The 17,072-nt window shown below is 50.2% G+C and carries 15 protein-coding genes and 1 pseudogene; 12 read left to right on the forward strand and 4 right to left on the reverse strand.

The annotated features are described in order from the left end of the window. The 4 genes from AB4Y93_RS28115 to AB4Y93_RS28130 form a co-directional block, all read left to right on the forward strand. A partial coding sequence (locus tag AB4Y93_RS28115; RefSeq protein WP_441897002.1) for a hypothetical protein occupies positions 1-230 on the forward strand: 230 nt, incomplete at its 5' end. Positions 231-367: 137 nt separating this feature from the next. Continuing rightward, positions 368-583, forward strand: a complete 216-nt coding sequence (locus AB4Y93_RS28120; protein ID WP_441897003.1) for a hypothetical protein — start codon at positions 368-370, stop codon at positions 581-583. Positions 584-819: 236 nt separating this feature from the next. Beyond that, positions 820-954 (forward strand): WG repeat-containing protein, encoded by a 135-nt coding sequence (locus AB4Y93_RS28125; protein ID WP_441897005.1) that lies wholly within the window; start codon positions 820-822, stop codon positions 952-954. 76 nt (positions 955-1,030) lie between these two features. After that, positions 1,031-1,222: a hypothetical protein gene (locus tag AB4Y93_RS28130; protein ID WP_441897097.1), complete on the forward strand. Its 192-nt coding sequence runs from the start codon at positions 1,031-1,033 to the stop codon at positions 1,220-1,222. Here the strand turns inward: AB4Y93_RS28130 and AB4Y93_RS28135 are convergent. Further along, positions 1,211-1,464, reverse strand: a pseudogene (locus tag AB4Y93_RS28135) (helix-turn-helix domain-containing protein); the annotation flags it as partial. The gene AB4Y93_RS28130 and the pseudogene AB4Y93_RS28135 overlap by 12 nt on opposite strands. A gap of 496 nt (positions 1,465-1,960) precedes the next feature. On the opposite strand from AB4Y93_RS28135, the gene AB4Y93_RS28140 reads away from it, so the two are divergent. Next, positions 1,961-6,193 (forward strand): glycosyl hydrolase, encoded by a 4,233-nt coding sequence (locus tag AB4Y93_RS28140; RefSeq protein WP_441897007.1) that lies wholly within the window; start codon positions 1,961-1,963, stop codon positions 6,191-6,193. Between the two features lie 277 nt (positions 6,194-6,470). After that, positions 6,471-7,187: a 3-ketoacyl-ACP reductase gene (locus AB4Y93_RS28145; protein WP_441897008.1), complete on the forward strand. Its 717-nt coding sequence runs from the start codon at positions 6,471-6,473 to the stop codon at positions 7,185-7,187. A gap of 182 nt (positions 7,188-7,369) precedes the next feature. Here the strand turns inward: AB4Y93_RS28145 and AB4Y93_RS28150 are convergent, their stop codons facing one another. Together AB4Y93_RS28150 and AB4Y93_RS28155 are read right to left on the reverse strand one after the other, a co-directional pair. Further along, positions 7,370-8,077, reverse strand: coding sequence for a response regulator (locus AB4Y93_RS28150; protein WP_441897099.1), 708 nt, complete (start codon positions 8,075-8,077; stop codon positions 7,370-7,372). Next, the gene (locus AB4Y93_RS28155) at positions 8,077-9,693 is read right to left on the reverse strand and encodes an ATP-binding protein (protein ID WP_441897010.1); all 1,617 of its coding nucleotides are present in this window, start codon (positions 9,691-9,693) and stop codon (positions 8,077-8,079) included. Before AB4Y93_RS28155 ends, AB4Y93_RS28150 begins: the two co-directional genes overlap by 1 nt. 209 nt (positions 9,694-9,902) lie before the next feature. Here AB4Y93_RS28155 and AB4Y93_RS28160 point away from each other — a divergent pair, with 209 nt between their 5' ends. From AB4Y93_RS28160 to AB4Y93_RS28185, 6 genes are read left to right on the forward strand one after another with little or no spacing between them, the layout of a single operon-like run. Further along, the gene (locus AB4Y93_RS28160; protein WP_441897012.1) at positions 9,903-10,928 is read left to right on the forward strand and encodes a Bug family tripartite tricarboxylate transporter substrate binding protein; all 1,026 of its coding nucleotides are present in this window, start codon (positions 9,903-9,905) and stop codon (positions 10,926-10,928) included. 59 nt (positions 10,929-10,987) lie between these two features. Further along, entirely contained in the window at positions 10,988-11,449 is a 462-nt protein-coding gene (locus AB4Y93_RS28165; RefSeq protein WP_441897013.1) for a tripartite tricarboxylate transporter TctB family protein, read from the forward strand. 11 nt (positions 11,450-11,460) lie between these two features. Continuing rightward, the gene (locus AB4Y93_RS28170; RefSeq protein ID WP_441897015.1) at positions 11,461-12,987 is read left to right on the forward strand and encodes a tripartite tricarboxylate transporter permease; all 1,527 of its coding nucleotides are present in this window, start codon (positions 11,461-11,463) and stop codon (positions 12,985-12,987) included. A 60-nt stretch (positions 12,988-13,047) separates the two neighbouring features. Then, the gene (locus AB4Y93_RS28175) at positions 13,048-13,698 is read left to right on the forward strand and encodes a TerC family protein (protein WP_441897101.1); all 651 of its coding nucleotides are present in this window, start codon (positions 13,048-13,050) and stop codon (positions 13,696-13,698) included. 21 nt (positions 13,699-13,719) lie between these two features. Continuing rightward, positions 13,720-13,965: an HPr family phosphocarrier protein gene (locus tag AB4Y93_RS28180; RefSeq protein WP_441897016.1), complete on the forward strand. Its 246-nt coding sequence runs from the start codon at positions 13,720-13,722 to the stop codon at positions 13,963-13,965. 38 nt (positions 13,966-14,003) lie between these two features. After that, positions 14,004-15,428, forward strand: a complete 1,425-nt coding sequence (locus AB4Y93_RS28185; RefSeq protein ID WP_441897018.1) for an NAD-dependent malic enzyme — start codon at positions 14,004-14,006, stop codon at positions 15,426-15,428. 230 nt (positions 15,429-15,658) lie between these two features. On the opposite strand, the gene AB4Y93_RS28190 is transcribed toward AB4Y93_RS28185, so the two are convergent. Further along, entirely contained in the window at positions 15,659-16,942 is a 1,284-nt protein-coding gene (locus tag AB4Y93_RS28190) for an MFS transporter (protein ID WP_441897020.1), read from the reverse strand. Between the last annotated feature and the right edge of the window lie 130 nt (positions 16,943-17,072).

Below are 17,072 nucleotides of genomic sequence, written 5' to 3' on the forward strand. Positions count from 1 at the left end.
TTCGTACTCTGCACATCCGCTTTGGATACCCCGTTTTGCTTATTGGTCATGTTTGCACCTCCTTTATGCTCAACAACGGCAAGCATTATGTTTATCATTGTTCGGATAAATTATGCAGCTTTCGGTGGGTTTTTGATATTTGTAGGAGTATTATGCTCACTGTCAATAATTTTCTCATGAGCTGGTTTGTAGAACCGAAAGCCACAGATATGAAAAAGCGTACTCAATAAAAGGTTAAGGGAGGGGAACTATAGTTCAATCAATAGGCTGCAGCAGATCGGAGGATCTGCTGCAGCCTTTGTTGAAGTAAAGGGTAGGTTTGCATGGTAAAATAATGTCATCAAGTCTTTACGTCAGGAGCTATTGAATGGATACTTTTGGTGTTAATGATTGGAATGGCAGCTATTTCGAATTAGCAATTGAGTTTCAAAAGAAGCTATCTAATGAAGTTTTATCGAAATGTATACATGCGTTGTGGTCAAATCACCTTTTAGTTGGTCCGTGGGATATCTTGGCTGCCTATCCCTTACTGTTAGAGAAGGTTTGGACTGGTTGGATTTTTGTATCCCAACTGGAATGTTAGAAAGAGAGTATTTAGTCCAATACCCTCTAATTCCACAGAATAATTCTTTCCTCATTGAGCTTGAAAAGACGGTTTCTGAGTTAGCAAATAAAGTGTACTCAATATTTCCATTTGATATGGCTTTAGTCGGCGAAGAGGTCTCGGGGATGCTCTATTTTGACTCACTTACAAAAGAAGACGTAGAAAATGGAGGAGTTATTCTTCCGAAAAAAACCAGAGATTGTAATTGAAGCTCAGTGGGACTCCCTAGTTTCTTTGTAAATGGCTATGCAGCTGTAACTAAGGATTCAAAAAACGGCATTATAAATAAATTAGGTAATATAATTGTTGAACCCAAATATTTTTTTTTGACTCCGAAGGGAAAATTGTAATATCGAATAAGTATCAAGAGGCTAATGATTTCTTCATGGTTTAGCTCCAGTAAGAGAAAAAGATAAATGGGGTTTTATCGATATTAATGGGGAATACGCTATAAATTCTGAATTCGATTTTGTATCTAAGTTCTGGAATGGTTATGTTTGTGTAGTTTATAAGGAACAGCTAGGTATTATTGATACGAATGGAGATATAAAATTCTTTCCTGATTATGCTAGTATAGATTATCCATCTGAAGGTTTCATTACCAAATTAAGTTTTTAGGCAAATAGATGTATTAAAATGTTGATAAACAAGGGGTGACAAAATGGGTGACATGGGCGAATATTGGCACGATTGATTGACATGTTTAAAGCCAACTCTTTGGGCAATTTCGGTTATCGAATATTCAGTAGTTTGTAAGAGTTCGCAGCTTTTTTAATACGGTAACTAATTAAATAATAGTAAGGAGTCATGTGAATACTTTTTTTAAAGCTGTGGGTGCATTCCGAAACACTCAAATGTGACGCGAATCCATACCATCAGGTTCCAGTGACATAAACAATAGTAATTGAGATTGTCGATCAGATATCGACTTAGCTTTGTTATAAGAGCTGTCACCACGAGTGACGGCTCTTTTGTGTTATTAGAAAATCCTGACTAGAATCAAGTCTGCTCTATGTACTGACGAAGCAGTTTGACCAAAATTTCTTCGATTGGATGGGTGGCCTGTATCCTGAGTCAAGTTGAGGATAGATCGACGGCAGGCTGAACAGCTGTTGATTGTTTGTTAGCCTAATTTAAAAAAGTTAGGATAATTAAAGACAATAAATCCCCATTTAAAACGCTATTTTCGCCACATAAAGAGGCGTATACTAATAAATGTTAAGCGCTTACATTACATTTATTTCAATTTTGTTATCTTTGTTATTTTTGAAAAAACGATAACAGAATCGGAGAGTACTTTGTTTGCATTGTCGTAAGCGGGTTTCATATCTCTTCATCTTAAGAGGGAGGATTATTATGAGGAAGAAACAAAAATGGCTAGTCGGCTTGCTGTCGACAGCGATTGCGGTGTCTCCAGGTGCATCTGTGTTTGCTGCTGATTCGGGACCTGTGCAATCGAGGCTGCCATCAGAAGCACTAAGCGATATTTCGGGGCATTGGGCGCAGTCTAGCGTTGAAAAATGGGCTGCCAACGGCGTGCTTGGCGGATACCCGAACGGTATGTTTTATCCGAATCAAAATATTTCTCGGGCTGAGTTTGTTACGATTTTGAATCGCGTTTTCGGTTTTTATGTCAAATCGGATGAAGCTTTTTCGGACGTAAACACTAGCAGCTGGTATGCCGATCAACTTTCGTTTGCACGCCAGGCGGGCATTTATCAAGGCTTCCCGGGCAACAAGGCGGAAGCGGACACGAATATTACCATTGAAGACGCGATCACGATGCTGGCAAGACTTTTCGAATTGCAGGCCGGTTCGAGCGCGTCAGGGAAATTCAACGACAGCTCGAAGATTCAGGCTTACGCTAAGGATGCGGTAAACGCGTTGTCCGGCGTGTTGAACGGCTATCAAGATGGCACGCTGCGGCCAACCACACCGATTACGCGTGCGGAAGCGGTTACTCTTATCAATAATTTGGTCGCCGGTTATTACACCAATGCTGGTTCCTTCGATGGTGGAACCGTTAGTGGCAACGTCGTCGTGAATAACAAAGGTGTCGTACTGAAAAACGCAACGGTTAACGGGAACTTGTATTTGACAGCCGGCATTGGCGACGGAGAAGTGACGCTTGATGGCGTCTCCGTTACAGGCACCACTTTTATCGAGGGTGGTGGGGCTAACACGATCGTTCTCAACAACTCCACGCTTGGCGAAGTCGTCGTAAACCGAAAAGAAGGGCAAGTGCATGTTCAAATTTCCGGCTATACTCACCTTTCCCATGTCTCTGTAAATAGCTCGGCGAAATTGGATTTCTCCATCGGCACAACTACCGATTCGGTGGATCTCAATCAGCCGTCTAGCTTGGATATTAGCGGTGGGGCTACGATCAACGGATTGAACATCGCCGGCACGGCAACCGGTTCGACCATTACAGGGCAAGGAAGTATGAATAAAGTCAATATTAACGCTTCGGGCGTTACGGTTAATGGCAAATCAATTGATTTAGGAACTGCCGTTATCGTGAACGGCATCATTTCGAACGCTTCTTCCTCAACGTCGGGATCCCATTCAGGAACGAACAATGGGCCCGATACCGCTAGCAAAAATTTTGTGGATGCGCAAGCGACCGGAGCGTCAAAATCCTTGTTCGATTATTTGGAGGGCATCCGCGGCAACAACATCCTTTTCGGGCAGCAGCATGCGACGGATGAAGGACAATCCATCACGGTACACGATGGAACGCAATCCGACGTTTACAATGACGTCGGCGAACATCCAGCCGTATTTGGTTGGGATACGCTAAGCTTGGAAGGTAAAGAAAAACCAGGCGTAATGGGAGATTTCACTTCCAGCCGCGACAATTTGATCAGTGAAATGAAACAAGCCTACAACTATGGCGGCATTCTAACGCTGAGCTCACATATGCCTAACTTCGTGACTGGCGGTGATTTCTATGATTTGAAAGGTTCGGTCGTATCCCACATTTTGCCGGGTGGAGACAAAAATGCGGATTTTAACGCGTTCCTCGACAATATCGCCGATTTCGCGATTCATCTGAAGGATGACAACGGAAATTCGATTCCGGTCATCTACCGTCCGTTCCACGAAATGAGCGGCAGCTGGTTCTGGTGGGGAGCCGCGTTTACGACGACGGATCAATACAAAGAATTGTACCGTTACACCGTTGAATACTTACGCGACAAGAAAGGCGTTCACAACTTCCTGTATGCTTACTCGCCGGGCGGCGGCTTCGGCAGCAACAAGGATCAGTATCTGTCTACGTACCCTGGTGACGATTACGTAGATATTCTGGGCTTTGACAGTTATTACAATACGGGGAATGGCGACGGCTACTTTACCGGCTTGGCCGCGGATGCGAAGACCGTCTCCCAAATTGCGGATCAGAAGCACAAAGTAGCGGCGCTTACCGAATTCGGGTACCAAAACATGCTGGTTAGCGGCAACGACCGACCGACCTTTTTCACGGACATGATCAAAGCGCTGCAAGCGGATCCGGACGCGAGGAAAATGGCGTTCATGCTGACATGGGCGGACTTTACGCCAAGCTCGAGCTCATACGTGCCTTATCCGACAGGAACGTCGCAAGAGCATCAAATGATGGCCGATTTTAAATCTTTCTACAATGATCCGTACACGTTGTTCAGCGAAGGCGTAACCGGCGCATACGACCGCACCGTTACGACGGAAGCTGAGCAACCGTTCATGCATATTGCATCTCCCACGGACCAAGAAACGATCAGCAACAATACAACGACGATCCGTGCGCGAGTCTTGAACGAGACTCCGGCTAGTGTCGTGTACACGATCGGAGAATCCGCCACCGAAATCCCGATGACCTTGGACGCGGATTCGGGCTTTTATATGGCGGACTGGTCCCCAGCCGCCCAATTGAACGGCAAGTCGACGACGATCACCGTTAAAGTGTATGACGCTAACCATAGCGTCCTCCAATCGCAGACGAATACGGTTTTCGTTAAGATCAGCGAGGTGCCGATCGCGACGTATACGTTCGATAATGACATCTCGGGCGTTCAAAACAACGGCGGTTACCAGGCGACGGTGGACTCCATTTCACAAGCTGCTTTTAACGGCAGCGGTGCGTTGAATCTGAGCGTTAGCGGTGTAACGAATACCGACACATGGCAAGAGATGAAGCTGGAGCTGCAGAACGCCAAGACGGTAGTAGGCAGCGACACTTTATCGGGCGTCATGCGCATTAAGCTGGATGCTTGGGTGCCGGTATCGGCAGCTTCTAGCACTGACGCTACCCTTCGGGCAGTCGTTCAGTTGCCTCAGGATTGGGATACGAAGTACGGAATGGATTCGACAACAACTTCTTTTGCGGATTTACCTAAGGTAACGATTGATGGTGTAGAATATGTTCATTTTACTCCGACCATCGATTTGACCGATGCGGGCAAACGCGCGACTGCTGACGATATCGCCATTTCCATCGTGGGCAGCGGGCTCGACAGCTCCAGCGGCAGCTTCCCGGTTTATATGGATAACATTGGGCTTTACAGCACTTATGCAGATGAAGCTTCCAATCCGAACGTAGTTGACGATTTTGAAGGATATATGGGCAGCGACACCGCACTGGGTTCCAAATTTGTTCACGCCGGCGGCGATGCTACGTCCGTATCGTTGTCGAATGCCAACAAAAGCGGCGGCAGTTACGCGATGAAATTCGACTACACTCTCGGCAGCAACGGTTATGCGGGCATTACGAAGAATTTGGGCGTGGACTGGTCCGGCAACAACGCTTTGAAGCTCTATCTCACACCGGACGGCTCCAATCAAAAATTAGTTATTCAGCTTAACGTGAATGGCGTTTCTTTCGAAGTCTATCCTTCTTTGGCCTCGACGACGCCGGGATGGGTCAGCATTCCGTTCAGGGAATTCGCCGTTGCACCATGGGACACGTCTAACGCCGGTAAGAAAATTACACAGCTTGGACTTAAGAATGTTCAAAGCATGTCTATCTACGTGAACGCTGTCGATAACGCTGAGCAAAGCGGCTCCTTGTACTTTGACGACATCAGCGCTATCAACGATCCATCGGCGGGTACTGTACCGGTAGGAAGTGTTGGCGGACCAATAGCGACTGGCGAATTGTTCGGGTTCAATAGCGACGCGCAGGGCTGGGTATTTGGCGGAAACACGTTAAACGCAACGAGCTTAATCCAGTCGTCGGATCCTTCAGACAACACGATTGGCGTATTGCAGGCTGATTATCCGTTCGACAATACACCGGGTAATAGCTCAGACCTCAACTATATCGGCGACAAAGATTTGAGCGGCGGCAATACGCTGAAAATGCGCGTACGTCTTTCCGCAGGGTCTGCTAAAGCAAAATTGTTCATTAAGAGCGGTTCCGGCTGGACCTGGGCGAACTCCGATGAATGGACGCTGGGCACCGACTACCAGTGGCTTACGCTTAACCTGAACGGAAATGATTATACTGGCATGGTTCCAATAGACAAGACGTTGGTCAAAGCAATGGGAATTGAAATTTATTCGACAAGCGGAGCTGGCACCGTTTATGTGGATGAAGTAATGCTAGAGTAGTCGTTCTTAAAGCGATAGACATTAATGAAAAAAGGACGACGCAGAGGCTGAACTCTGCGTCGTCCTTTTGATGTTGGCCGCGGAGGCTGCAGTAACGCCAAGGAACAGACTAATTTGCTAACCGTTGCTTGCTTGATCTTTGCTCTTTTTGGTTCAATCCTTATAGCTAGTGTAGTAAACAACAACACGACGAATATCGATTCTGGTCTGATTCTTGTTTGCGCTAAAACAATGTTGTATCATGCTATACATAGCGAGATTAGAGGAGTGAAAAAAAATGCAATCAATAGCGGGGAAAGTCGCATTAATTACTGGATCGGGACGCGGTATCGGGCGTGCAACAGCCATAGCGTTTGCTCAAGAGGGCATTCACGTCGGTCTTGTAGGACGTTCGCTTGAAAACTTGCAGAAGGTAGCGGAAGAACTCAAGCCGTATGGCGTGAAGATAGCCATTTCAACAGCCGACGTGGCGGATCTTGCTTCCATTACTGCGGCGGTCGAGTCCATTCGGGGGGAACTGGGTGCAATTGACATTCTCGTCAACAATGCCGGAATTAGCAAATTCGGCGGCTTTATGGAGTTAACGCCCGAAGAATGGACGAACATTATCGACGTCAACGTTAAAGGCGTGTATTACACCACCCGCGCGGTATTGCCGGAAATGATGGAGCGCAATACGGGCGATATTGTTAATATTGCGTCCACGGCTGGCCAAAGAGGGGCTCCGCTCACGAGCGCGTATACCGCATCCAAAGCCGCTGTTATCGGGTTAAGCGAGTCCTTAATGCTTGAGGTTCGAAAGAAAAACATTCGAGTAACCACGTTGACTCCGAGCACGGTCGCAACCGATATGGCATTGGAACTCAAGCTGACGGACGGCAACCCTGAGAAAGTCATGCAGCCGGAAGACTTGGCGGACTTAATCGTCGCGCAGTTGAAACTTCATCCTCGAGTTGTATTGAAGCATGCCGGACTTTGGTCGACGAACCCGTAATCGCCCGCTAAAAGTGAACAGAAAGTGCAATTTTAAAATGACCGTGCGAGGAAAACGCACGGTCATTTTTTTATTCAAACACTACCAATCCATGCTTGGGGCTATAAGGCAAGTCCCTGCTGTGGGATGCGCATACCTTGGGGCTTGACCATTCAGTTGAGGGGCTTTCACTTTCTACGTTTCTATTTCTTCAATCGGTAGACACGCTCCGGCCGGCCGACGACACCGTAGGAGAGATCGGGATAGACGTTGCCTAGTCCGACAAGGTGCTCCAAATACCGCCTGCTCGTCGAGCGACTCGTGCCGATCAGCTTCGCAACCTGCTCAGCCGATAAGCCCTTACTCTCGGAGGTGAGCGCTTGTACGACCTTCTCCAGCGTGAGCCTATCGATTCCTTTGGGCAGCAGCGTTGAATCGGCCGCAATTTCCGTCTTGCTCGAACCGGCAAGCACGCGGTCGATATCGTTCTGGTTCACGGTTTGCGAATGCGCTAAACGGTGCAGCTCTGCCTGAAATGCAACATAGCGAAGGAGCGTTTCCCTAAGGCGGTTAAAGATGAGCGGTTTCATAATATAATCGAATGCACCGCCGCGGATCGCTTCACGCACCGCTTCGCTTTCTCTGGCGGCGGTAATCATAATGACGTCCGTATCCCGATAATGCTGACGGATGTAGTGCAGCATGCTTAATCCGCTCGTATCGGGAAAGTAGATGTCGAGCAGCACGAGCTGGGGATTTAACACTTCCAGTTGTGTCCGGGCTTGTGTTTCGTCAGTAGCAATGCCGACGACATGAAAACCTTCGATTTGTTCCACAAAGCGTCTGTTGATTTCAGCGATTTTGACATCGTCCTCCACAATCAGCACTTCAATAGTTGGCGTCTCCGTCATCATTTCGATTGCTCCTTCTGGCTTAAATCTGCATGCTTTGGTATGGCTACCGTAAAAATCGTACCTCCCTGCGGGCTGCGGCTGAAGGTCAAGTAGCCGTTCAGTTTATGAATGGCATGCTCAACCAGCGACAGCCCGATGCCCCGATGTTCACCTGGCTTGGTGGAGAAGCCCTTCTTGAATATGGCCTCGCCGAATTCCTCAGGTATGCCAACACCGTTATCCTCGCATTCAATAATTAAATCATCGCCCAGATCGGTCAGAAACAAGGAGGTAAGCTTGTTGTCCCCATCCAGCTCACTGCGGGCAAGCACCGCCTCCATCGCATTATCAATCAGATTGCCGATAATGGTGACGAGCAGACTTCGGTCCATATGAGGCGGTATGTCGCGGAAGGAGCTTTCCTCGTCAAGACGGAAGGTGATCTTCAGCTCCTTGGCGTGATTGTATTTGCCAATGAGGAGCCCAGCGATTACCGGGTCGGGAACTTCGCGCATAATGAATTGGACGAGACTTTGATGGACGCTCGCTTCTCTTGAAATAAGGTCGATGGCTTCCTGATAAGACTCGAGCTGGATAAGTCCCGAGATAACGTACAGCTTGTTGGAAAACTCATGGGTCTGGGCGCGGAGCGAATCGGCGAACCGCTTGACCTGTGACAGCTCCTCGGCAAGCCGGTACAGCTCGGATTTGCTGCGGAAGCTGGATACGGCGCCGCTCACCCGATTCCGAAAATCTTTGATCGGTACGCGATTCACAATGACCTCTTCCTCGCCCATCAGCATCTCCCGATCCGATTGGGAAAGTCCGGAGCGAACAACATCCATCAGACCTGTATTCGGAATAATCTCCTCCACCTGCTTGCCGATAATGCTCTCGTGCTCGGGTATGGCAAGAAGCCGGTGCGCATAGCGGTTGGCGAGTGTTATGCGTCCGGTTTGGTTAATCGCGATGATGCCTTCTCGGATCGATTCCAGAATAGCCTGTTTCTCCATATAAAGCTCGCCTATCTCTTTAGGCTCAAGGCCGTGGATGGACCGCCTTACGCTGCGGGCAATGAGGATGGACCCAATCGTGCCTACCACAAGGGCGACGAAGGAAACGAGCAACACTTCAATTTGATACTCATCGGTGATGGAATTGACATCGCCTGTCAAGAATCCGACGGAAACGATGCCGATAACGCCGCCGCTTTTGTCAAAGATCGGAGCTTTGCCGCGCAGGGAAGGACCCATTGAGCCGGTAGCCCTCGAAATAATGGGTTTTCCTTCAAGCACGGGTCCGTTGTCCCCGCCAACCATGATTCCGCCAATTCGTTCCGGAATCGGATGGGAGTACCGTACGCCCTCCCGATTCCCTACGACGATGTATTGCGCGCCGGTTTCGAGCCGAACCGATTCGGCCAGAGGCTGGATGACGAGCGCAGGGTTCTGGTCGTCGAAGGCGCCCTGGATGTCGGGCATGACTGCAAGCGTCTCCGCAACCTTGAGCGCCTGCTCTCCGATTTGCTTCTCCAGCAGGGTAGTGATGACAACGTAGAAAATGCCGCCCAAACTAATAATGACGAAAGCGAGCAGGGAACAGATGATAAGAATGAGCTTCGTTTGCAGCCGCATGCAGGTTGCCTCCGATTTTTCCTCCTATTGTAGCACAACTTGTAACCGCTATCTTAAATGACTGCCGTGAACAAAATGAACAAAATGACCACAATCGCTTTATTATCGTTTATGTCCTTAACATTTTCATTTGATAGATCGGATGTTATTCTGAAAGCGCTTCAAAGAAAGCGCATACAAAATAAATGCCATGCGGGAGGTCTTAATAAATGAAAAAATTACTTACAAAAACTTGGAAAGCCGCTCCAATCGTCGTACTCGCCATCAGCCTTGCTGCATGCGGCAGCGCAGCGAACCAATCGGGTTCCGGTTCCTCGAACTATCCGAGCAAATCGCTGACGCTCGTAGCGCCATCGGGCGCAGGCGGCGGATGGGACATGACAGCTCGCACAATCACGAAGGTACTGACGGAAACGAAAGCGACCGAAAAGGCCATCACTGTCGAGAACAAGCCGGGCGGTGGCGGCGCTGTATTTATGGCCGAGTATGCTACGAAAGACGTCAAGGACAACCACAAGCTGTTCGTCAGCTCACCTCCGATTCTGATCAACCATTTGAAGAAGGAAGGAAACTCGCCTTACGGCTACAACGATACGACGCCGCTGGCGCAATTGACGAAGGATTACGGCGCCATCGCCGTTGCCGCGGATTCCAAATACAACGACCTTAGATCGCTCTTGGACGACATGAAGGCAGATCCATCGAAGTTTACGGTAGCCGGCGGTTCCGCGCCAGGCTCTATGGATCATCTGGTCTCGATTCTGCCTGCATTCAAATACGGAATTGATCCGAAGAGCGTCAAGTACGTTTCCTATGACGGCGGCGGCGAAGCGATTACCGCCCTGCTTGGCGGCAACGCTGATGTGCTGGGCACGGATGCATCCTCGCTTGACCAGTACGTAAAGGCCGGCAAGATTAAGGTTCTCGCGGTTGAGTCACCGGAGCGACTGACCAGCGGCAGTCTGGCGGATGTGCCAACGCTGAAGGAGCAGGGCATTGACGCAGAGTTTCTCATCTGGCGCGGCATTTTCGGTCCGAAGGAGATGAGTGCGGATGCTAAATCCTTCTGGGATGCAACGCTGAAGGCGATGGTTGAATCCGAGCAATGGAAATCCGAAATGACGGCCAACAACTGGCAGACCGAATACAAAAACGCGGACGATTTCAAAGCATTCCTGGGAGAACAGGAAGCGCAGCTTAACGAAATGCTGACGGCGCTTGGCATGCAAAAATAGAGAAACAATGAAGCATTAGGGGAGAATTCCCCTAATGCTTACAGAGGAGAGTGACTAAGGTGAATCATTCTTTCGACCGCTATGCAGGCATCGTTTTCTGTGCGATCGGAATCGCATTTATAATCGGCAGCAGATCCATTACGGCCAGCTCCTACGGCAGTAATGTTGGGGCGAACATTTTCCCTATGTTTCTGGGCGGCTTTCTGTCCTTGATGAGCGCAAGGCTGATCTACGAGACATTCCGCAAACAGCAGCAGCAAAAACGCAAATCCAACCTTGACTACAAACGGTTCGGCATTATTTTCACCGCAGCCGTCTTATATGCCTTCTTCCTGGAGGACATTGGCTTTGTCATTTCGACGTTTCTGTTCCTAATGATCGGCTTTCAGACGATGGAAAGAGGTAAACTGTGGAAATCAGTTCTCATTGCCTCTTGCTTCTCGTATGGCGTTTATTATCTTTTTGTCAACCTGCTGGACGGCTCTCTGCCTGGTTTCCCAGCTTGGCTTGGCATCTTCTAGGGGGTCACTCGATGAGCACTATTGATTATTTGGGGCATGGGCTGGCTACGGCAATGCAGTGGCATAACATTGTTTTTGTCTTCCTTGGTGTGTTGATCGGCACCGTCGTCGGCGTGCTGCCTGGCATCGGCCCGATGAGCGGTGTTGCACTCCTTATACCCATTACAGCTACCATGACCGGAGGACTCGGACCCGAGGAAGCAGCCACCAGCTCGATCATTTTGCTTGCAGGGGTTTATTACGGGGCGATGTATGGCGGCTCTACTACCTCGATCCTGCTAAATACGCCAGGCGAGTCCTCATCGGTCGTCACTACGCTCGATGGCTATCAAATGGCGAAGCAGGGCAGGGCGGGCGCTGCACTCGCGATTTCGGCGATCGGCTCGTTCGCTGCAGGCATTATTTCACTCATCGGCCTCATATTTCTTGCTCAGCCGCTGTCGGCTGTTGCAATCAAGTTCGGCCCTGCCGAATATTTTTCCTTGATGGTGCTCGGCTTGTTGGCGATCAGTGGCCTGGCAGGCAAATCGATGGTGAAGGCGCTGATGATGACGGCGTTCGGCCTGCTGCTGGCGACGATAGGCATCGACAGCGTATCAGGCGTCGAGCGTTTTACTTTCGGCATGCCGGAGCTTTATCAAGGACTTGAGTTTTTGACCATCGCAGTCGGCATGTTCGCAGTCGGCGAAGTGTTCAAAACGATTCTGGAGCGAGAGAGCAATGATGGCGAGATTGCCAAGATCAATCGTATCCTCCCGACCAAGCAGGATATGAAAGAAAGCGCAGGGCCCATCGCCCGCGGCTCCGTGCTCGGCTTCTTCATCGGCCTGCTTCCTGGCGCCGGCGCAATTCTGGCCTCCTTCTTTTCCTATGTTATGGAGAAGAAGCTAAGCAAAAATCCGGAGAAGTTCGGCAAAGGCGCTATCGCAGGCGTAGCCGCACCGGAATCAGCGAACAACGCGGCTTCCGGCGGCGCAATGATTCCGCTGCTTACAATGGGTATTCCTTCGTCGGGCACGACGGCCATTCTTATGGGCGCGTTCATTATGTACAACGTTCAGCCGGGTCCTTTGCTATTCCAGGATCATCCGCAGCTCGCGTGGGGCGTTATCGCCAGCATGTTCGTCGGCAACCTGATGCTTCTTATTCTGAATATGCCGCTCGTCAAGCTGTTCGCGAAGGTCATTGAGACGCCGGCCAAATATTTAATTCCACTCATTATTGTTTTTTCTGTATTCGGGGTATACGCGGTGCAGTATTCAACCTTCGATTTGCTGCTCATCATGGCTTGCGGCGTCATCGGCTATGTATTGTCCAAGAATGATTTTCCGCTCGCTCCGCTCGTTCTTGGCCTTATTCTTGGCCCGATGATGGAGAACAATATGCGACGGGCTTTGACGATTTCGAACGGCGACTTCATGATCTTCCTGCAAAAGCCAGTATCCCTCGCATTCCTTATTATCGGGGTGTTGTGGATTAGTATTCCACTTCTGCTGAAGCTGCGCGGCAAGAAGGTCATCATTAACGAAGAAGGCTAAACGGATAGGAGGTTTTTTTAGGTGGATTTGCAGTGGCTTCTGCTTGGCCTGCTCAAAATTATGCTGATCAATATCGTGCTCAGCGGCGATAATGCTGTCGTTATTGCCCTGGCATGCCGCAATTTACCCGAGAAGCAGCAGAAGAAAGCGATCTTCTTCGGAAGCTTTGGCGCTATTGCGCTGCGAATCGTGCTAACGTTTGCCGCTGTTTGGCTGTTGCATGTCCCTTTCGTCCAGCTAGCCGGAGGGCTGCTGCTCGTATGGATCGCTTTTAAGCTGATGAAAGGAGAGGACGATGAGGGGGAGCTGGCATCCAGCAGCGAACTTGGCGTAGCTATTAAAACGATTCTAATCGCCGACCTGGTTATGAGTCTGGACAACGTGCTGGCCGTTGCTGGCGCGGCGGATGGCAACTATGCGCTCATTGGCCTGGCACTTGCGATAAGCATTCCATTGATTATTTGGGGAAGTACGCTATTAATGCGATTAATGAACAAATTTCCGTTCATTATCTTGCTGGGCGTCGCCTTGCTTGGATATACCGCTGGTGAAATGATCGTCGACGATAAGTGGGTCGCGCATGCAGTGGATACATTGCCGCCTATCGTTCACAGCTTGCTCCCGGTGCTGCTTGCCGTTGCTGTCGTGACAGCTGGCAAGCTGATGCAGCGCAAACAGCACGCGGTTATAAGGCAGGATGTGCAATCCTAGAAAACGAATGGAGGCGCTCTTATGGATGGCTTAGGGACTAGAACGATTGTCGAAATCAATCAAACGGCTAACACGTTTCAATCGAGCGTTGTGATGAAGGTAGATAACCGGGTGATTGATGTGAAGAGCATACTCGGACTTAGTCTTTCCCTGCTGCGCGATTCGCAATATGAGCTGGAAATTCACGGTCCGGACGAGGAGAAGGCGAAGGCGGTCATGGCCCGGTTGTTTGAAAAGCACGGCCTGCCGGTTACGCTGACACGTTAAGAGATACAGAAGTTGAACTGGAAGGGAAGCTGAGAAGAATGGCTATGCCGAAAACAGGAAGCAGCAACATCGTCATCCGGCTGGAGATGGACAAGGAGGCAGCAACCTTTGGCTTGATTGCTACGGCAATTGGCAAAGCGGGCGGCGATATTGTCGCCATCGACGTAAGCGGCAACGGCCGAACGTCGACCGTTCGGGATTTGACGATTAATATTGTGGATGCGGCGAGCAAGGACGTCATCGTCCGTATGCTGAACCATCTGCCGGGAGTAACGGTGCTGCAAGTGTCCGATCAGACCTTCCTGATGCATCTGGGCGGCAAGATCGAGGTGACGCCCAAAATGACCATCAAAACAAGGGACGATCTTTCCCGTGTCTATACCCCCGGTGTCGCGAACATCTGCATGGCCATTCACGACAACCCGAATAGTGCCCACAAGCTGACAATTAAACGCAATACGGTTGCGGTCGTTTCGGACGGAAGCGCCGTACTGGGCCTTGGCAATATCGGCCCGCTCGCTGCGATGCCGGTCATGGAAGGCAAGGCGATGCTGTTCAAGCAGCTGGCTGGTGTTGACGCTTTCCCAATCTGTCTGGATACCCAGGATACGGAAGAAATCATCGCAACGATCAAACGGATCGCTCCGACCTTTGGCGGCATCAATTTGGAGGATATTTCGTCCCCGCGCTGCTTCGAGATCGAACAACGGCTGATTGAGGAGCTGGATATTCCGGTTTTTCATGACGATCAGCACGGAACTGCCGTTGTTCTGCTGGCTGGACTGTATAATGCAGTGAAGCTGGTCGGTAAGCAGCTCTCAGATTGCAAGATTGTACTGTGCGGTATCGGCGCGGCAGGCATTGCATGCACGAAAATATTGCAGGCAGCGGGAGTGACGCGGATTGTAGGCGTAGACCGGGAAGGCGCACTCGTTCGCGGTAACAGCTACCCGCACGAAGCATGGCGCTGGTATGCGGAGCACACGAATCCGGAGATGGAGAGCGGAGCGTTGTCCGATGTTATCGAAGGCGCGGATATTTTCATCGGTGTTTCGGGACCGGGCGTATTGAAGCGTACGGATATTGAGCGGATGGCTGCCGACCCGATCGTTTTCGCGATGGCCAATCCGACTCCGGAGATTTTGCCGGAAGAAGCCGAGGGCCTTGTCCGCGTTATGGCAACCGGGCGCTCGGATTATCCGAACCAGATTAACAACGTGCTGTGCTTCCCGGGTCTATTCCGGGGCGTGCTGGATTGCCGGGCTTCCCACGTTACGGAAGCGATGAAGCTGGCTGCGGCCCAGGCAATCGCGGACGTCGTGAGCGAAGAGGAATTAGGTGTGCATTACATCATTCCGGGCGTATTCAATCCGCATGTTGCAGAACGGGTGAAAGAGGCAGTCATTCAAGCCGCTTATACCTCCGGTGTAGCGCGCAGGAGAGTGCGAAGCACAACCAGCTAACTTGCAGGAGCCAGATGTAAACAGCATTTATACCCAAATGTAATACGAAATTAGTTCCCGAATATGATGAATGGTTCTTGAGAATGCTGCTATTCATTACTGGAGACTTTGCGTAACCGCCATTTTATAGGGAAGAGCCCAATAAACAGGGGCTCTTCCCTATTTTTTGTGCACCTAGCGAATCGGTATGCTATCTAGGGTTAATGACGGGAAAGGGGAGGGAAGCACAGTTATTTCCCTTCTTCCACCGAGTACGTCTTCTGGGTCCGAAGAACAGGGAAAAGTCCATACATCCAGATGACGGCGACGGCTAGGGTGCCAAGGCCGCCGATGATGGTCGCCGGCGCGGCGCCGACTAATCCAGCCATCGTACCGGATTCGAATTCGCCAAGCTGGTTCGATGTGCCAATGAACAGCGAATTGACGGCATTGACACGGCCCTGCATCTCCTGTGGCGTGTTAACCTGCACGAGCGTCGATCGGATGACAACGCTGACGACGTCGGAAGCGCCGGTGAGGAACAGCGCGAAGAGCGATAGCCAGAGGTTATGGGAGACGCCAAACAGGATTGTCGCCAATGCGAAAATCACGAGCGAGGCAAACAGCGTCTTGCCGATGGCCTTCTCAACCGAATACCGCGTTAGGATCAGCGAAACCACGATCGCGCCGACTGCCGGCGCGGAGCGAAGCAGGCCTAGACCGAGCGAACCAGTCTTCAGAATATCTTCGGCAAAGATTGGCAGCAAGGCAGTCGCGCCGCCAAGCAGAACGGCGAACAGATCGAGTGAGATGGTGCCCAGAATTATTTTGCGAGCGAATACGAACCGTAGTCCGCTGAAGAAGGTATCCATGCTGATGGTTTCCAGCTTCTTTACAAAATGGACGGTCTTGACGAAGAAAATCAGCAAGGCCGAAACTAGGAGTGCGACTAGCGTTGTCATGTAAGCAAAAGAAACGCCCCAGATGACAAGTACACCTCCGAGCGACGGGCCAACGATCATTGCCGTTTGCATCGCTGAGGCGGACCAAGCTGCTGCCTTAGGCAACTGCTCGCGGTCCACGATGTCGGGAACGAGCGCGGCCGAAGCCGGTCCTTCAAAGGTGCGGCAAGCGCCGAGAATGGCGGCGGCGATCAATAAATGGATAGGATCGAGCCAGCCCTGCATGCTTCCGATGACGAGCAAGAAGACGACGGCGCTCTCCATCAGTTGGCAAAGATAGACGATAGTACGGCGATCGTAGCGGTCCGCTGTCTGCCCAGCAGGCAGAGTCAGCAGCAGCATGGGCAAGAACTGAGCTAGGCCGACGAGACCGAGCTTAAAGGCGCTGCCCGTCAGATCGTACATCTGCCAACCGATAGTGACTGACAAGATTTGAAAAGCACTAGCTGAGAAAATCCGTGCGATCCATAAGCGCAAGAACGAGCGGTTATGGAGCACGGACGAATTTTTTACATGCAAGGCAAGCCATCCTTTCTTGTTGTGAGAGGTAAAATGAAAAAAGGCAGAATACATAGTTCCAACACTTCGAAAACTGTCTTGGCGTATTTAGTGTCATTATTTTAAATTAAAATGAGAGAAGAAGAAAGGGAAGTCCTGTCTATCCTATGATTCTCGTAACTCTATGAAATGGGTTTCCAGCCAG

Source organism: Paenibacillus sp. YAF4_2 (genome assembly GCF_052113225.1).
Lineage (GTDB): Bacteria > Bacillota > Bacilli > Paenibacillales > Paenibacillaceae > Pristimantibacillus.